The sequence below is a fragment of the Streptomyces sp. IBSBF 3136 genome (assembly GCF_036815105.1).
GTDB lineage: Bacteria > Actinomycetota > Actinomycetes > Streptomycetales > Streptomycetaceae > Streptomyces.
The window spans coordinates 1-3,986 of the sequence record NZ_JAJSZC010000381.1 but is presented as its reverse complement, the minus strand read 5'-3'; the positions used below and the strand labels follow the sequence as shown (position 1 = coordinate 3,986).

General features: G+C 70.2%; 2 protein-coding genes and 2 pseudogenes. All 4 read left to right on the top strand.

Annotated elements, in window-relative coordinates:
- A pseudogene (locus V7E45_RS39120) lies at window positions 1-585 on the top strand (hypothetical protein); the annotation flags it as partial.
- A gap of 57 nt (window positions 586-642) precedes the next feature.
- On the top strand, window positions 643-1,731 hold the full coding sequence (locus tag V7E45_RS39115) for a hydrogenase expression protein HypE (protein ID WP_333779049.1): 1,089 nt from the start codon (window positions 643-645) through the stop codon (window positions 1,729-1,731).
- Between the two features lie 67 nt (window positions 1,732-1,798).
- Window positions 1,799-3,592 (top strand): nickel-dependent hydrogenase large subunit, encoded by a 1,794-nt coding sequence (locus V7E45_RS39110; RefSeq protein ID WP_333779048.1) that lies wholly within the window; start codon window positions 1,799-1,801, stop codon window positions 3,590-3,592.
- A pseudogene (locus V7E45_RS39105) lies at window positions 3,585-3,986 on the top strand (NifU family protein); the annotation flags it as partial. The gene V7E45_RS39110 and the pseudogene V7E45_RS39105, both read left to right, overlap by 8 nt.

The following is a 3,986-nucleotide window of genomic DNA, read 5'->3' as shown; positions in this document are numbered from 1 at the left end:
GCCCAGGCCCCCGCGCACGCCGCCGCCCCGGCCCCGGCCCCGTCACCGGCCGCCGCGCATGCCACAGCGGCCCAGGGCCCGTATCCGGCGCAGAACCGACCCCCTGCCCAGGACCCGGTCCGGTCGCCGGCCGCGGCTCGCGCCGTGTTCCCGGACGCGTTCGAGGACGCCGAGCGGCCCGCCTGGTGGCGGGAGGGCGCCGACGACGGGCTGTCCCCGACGACCGACACCGTGCCGGTGAACGGCGTGCCCGTGGGCGGCGGCAGCCGGGTGCGGCTGCGGCCGCGCGGCCGGGGCGCCGACGCCCAGGACATGTTCCTCGAGGGGCGGACGGCGCGGGTCGCGGCCGTCTTCCACGACGTGGACGGCAGAGTGCACCTCGCGGTGACCGTCGACGACGACCCCGCGGCCGAGCTGCACGGCTGGTACGGCCGCTTCCACTACTTCCGGCCCGACGAGGTCGAACCGCTGGCCCCGTCGGACGCGGGTCCCGCGGACCCGGACCCCACACCCCGGCCGCGGTCCCCGCGGCCCACGAGTCCGGCCGAGCGGCCGGAGGAGGGACGGCTCGATGGACACCCGTGAGAAACCGGCGCACGCCGGCGACCGACTCCGTCACCGACTCCAGCAAAGGCCGACGACATGACCACTCAGAGCGGTACCACCGAAGTGAGCGGTGAGCCCAGCAGGGGCGAGGCGCGCGAAGGGATCGACGAGATCCACATCCTCTGGATCTCGGAGGGCATGAGCTGCGACGGCGACACCGTGTCCCTGACGGCCGCGGACCAGCCCTCCATCGAGGACGTGGTGCTGGGCCTCATCCCGGGCCTGCCGAAGGTCAACCTGGTCAACAAGGTGCTCTCGCCGAGCCTGGGCGGCGAGGACTTCCTCGCCCCGTACCGGGCGGCGGCCCGCGGTGAGCTGGGCCCGTTCATCCTCGTGATCGAGGGCTCGATCCCGAACCAGAACATCATCGACGGCGACGGCTACTGGACGTCCTTCGGCAACGACCCGGAGACCGGCCAGCCGCAGACCCTCAACCACTGGATCGACCAGCTCGCCCCGCGGGCCTGGGCGGTGGTCGCGGCGGGCACCTGCGCGACCTACGGCGGCATCCACGCCATGGCCGGCAACCCCACCGGCTGCATGGGCCTCGCGGACTACCTGGGCTGGGACTACAAGTCGCAGGCCGGTCTCCCGGTCGTCAACGTGCCTGGCTGCCCGATCCAGCCGGAGAACTTCATGGAGACCCTGATCTGGGTGCTCCAGCACGCGGCCGGTACCGCTCCCCCGCCCCCGCTCGACCACATGCTGCGTCCGCAGTGGCTGTTCGGGAAGACCGTGCACGAGGGCTGCGACCGCGGCTCGTACTACGAGCAGGCCGACTTCGGTCTCGACTACAACTCGCCCAAGTGCCTGGTGAAGACGGGCTGCTGGGGACCGGTGGTCAACTGCAACGTGCCCAAGCGCGGCTGGATGGCCGGCATCGGCGGCTGCCCGAACGTCGGCGGCATCTGCATCGGCTGCACGATGCCGGGCTTCCCCGACGCGTTCATGCCGTTCATGGACGAGCCCCCGGGCGGAACGCTCTCCTCCCTGGTCATCAAGCCCTACGGGGCCGTCATCCGGCGGCTGCGCGGCCTGACCAACGACATGGTGAACCACGAGCCCAAGTGGCGCCACAACAAGAGCAAGCTGACCAGCGGTTTCGACCCGCGCTGGCGATCGTGACGCCGCCGCCCGTGCCGCATCCCCCCACCGAACCGCCGACACCGAGCAGCAAGGGGCAGTACCGCAGATGACGACCACCGACGCCCGGTCCACCGGACGCAAACCCGCGCAGATCGTGGACATGTCCTGGGACCCGATCACCCGGATCATCGGCAACCTGGGCATCTACACGAAGATCGACTTCGCCAACCGGGAAGTCGTGGAGTGTCACAGCACCTCGTCGCTGTTCCGCGGCTACTCGGTGTTCATGAAGGGCAAGGACCCGCGGGACGCGGGCTTCATCACCTCGCGCATCTGCGGTATCTGCGGGGACAACCACACCACGTGCTCGAACTACGCCCAGCAGATGGCCTACGGCGTCAAGCCTCCGAAGCTGGCCGAGCACATCACCAACCTCGGCGAAGCGGCCGAGTACATGTTCGACCACACGCTCTTCCAGGACAACCTGGTGTTCGTGGACTTCTGCGAGGCGATGGTCAAGGCCACCAACCCCGGTGTCCTGGCCCGCGCCGAACGCACGGACGCGCCCCGCGGGGACATCCACGGCTACCGGACCATCGCCGACATCATGAAGGCCTTCAACCCCTTCGAGGGCGAGGTCTACAAGGAGGCGCTGAAGGTCAGCCGGGTCACCCGGGAGATGTTCTGCCTGATGGAGGGGCGGCACGTGCACCCCTCCACGCTGTACCCGGGCGGTGTCGGCACGATGCCGCAGCCGAACACCTTCACCGACTACCTCAGCCGGCTCATGCGCGTCATCGACTTCGTGAAGAAGGCGGTGGCGATGAACGACGACGTCTTCGACTTCTTCTACGAGGCGCTGCCCGGCTACGAGGAGGTCGGCAAGCGCCGCATCCTGCTGGGCTGCTGGGGCGCCTGGCAGAACCCGGACGTCGTCGACTACCGGTACGAGAACATGAACCGGTGGGGCAAGGCGATGTACGTCACCCCCGGCATCGTCGTGGACGGCAAGCTGGTCACCAACAACCTCATCGACATCAACCTCGGCCTGCGCATCATGCTGGGCAGCTCCTTCTACGAGGACTGGGTCAACGAGGACCCCTTCGTCACCCACGACCCGCTCGGCAACCCCGTCGACATGCGCCACCCGTGGAACCAGACCACCGTGCCGGTGCCGCAGAAGCGCGACTTCGACGGCAACTACAGCTGGGTGATGAGCCCGCGCTGGTACCACCCGGAGTCCGGTCAGCACCTCGCCCTGGACACCGGCGGCGGCCCGCTGGCCCGACTGTGGTCGACGGCGCTGAGCGGCCTGGTCGACACGCCGTACATCAAGGCCACCGGCAACAGCGTGCGCATCTCGCTGCCCAAGGGCGAGTCGCTGCCGGAGACCACGCTGGAGTGGCACATCCCGAAGTGGAGCAACACGATTGAGAGGGACCGTGCCCGGCCCTACTTCGTCGCCTACGCGGCCGCCATGGCCCTGCAGTTCCTGGAGGAGGCGATGGGCATGCTCCGCGACGGCGACACCAAGGTCTTCGAGAACTTCGAGGTACCGGACGAGGCCATCGGCTGCGGGTTCCACGAGGCGGTCCGCGGTGTCCTCTCGCACCACCTGGTGATCCGCGACAAGAAGATCGCCAACTACCACCCGTACCCGCCGACCCCGTGGAACGCCAGCCCCCGCGACATCTACGGCACCCCCGGACCGTACGAGGACGCCGTCCAGGGCCAGCCGATCTTCGAGGAGAACGGGCCGGACGACTTCAAGGGCGTCGACATCATGCGCACCGTGCGCAGCTTCGACCCCTGTCTGCCGTGCGGGGTGCACATGTACGTCGGCAAGGGCAAGACGCTGTCGACCGTGCACTCGCCCACGTACGGGGCCAACCATGGCTGACACCGGCGTACGGCTCCCGGACCCGGCCGTGGAGGCGCGGCTGGCCCGGCTCGACGAGCTGCTGGCCGGCCTGGAGTCCGCGCCCGGCCCCGGCGCCCGCGAGGCACTGGAGTCGGTGTCCCTGCTGACCGAGGTCTACGGCGAGGCGCTGGCCCGGGTGCTTGACCTGGTGGACGGGGACGTGCGCGCGCGTCTCGCCGACGACGAACTGCTGGGGCACCTGCTGGTGCTGCACGGCATCCACCCCGACTCGGCCGAGCAGCGGGCCGCCCGCGCGGTCGAGCGGCTGCGGCCCGCGGTCCGCGAGCGCGGCGGGGAGCTGGAGTGGGCCGGTGTCGAGGGACAGGTCGCCCGGGTGCGGGTGAGCACCGGGGGCGGCGGGTGCGGGTCCGGC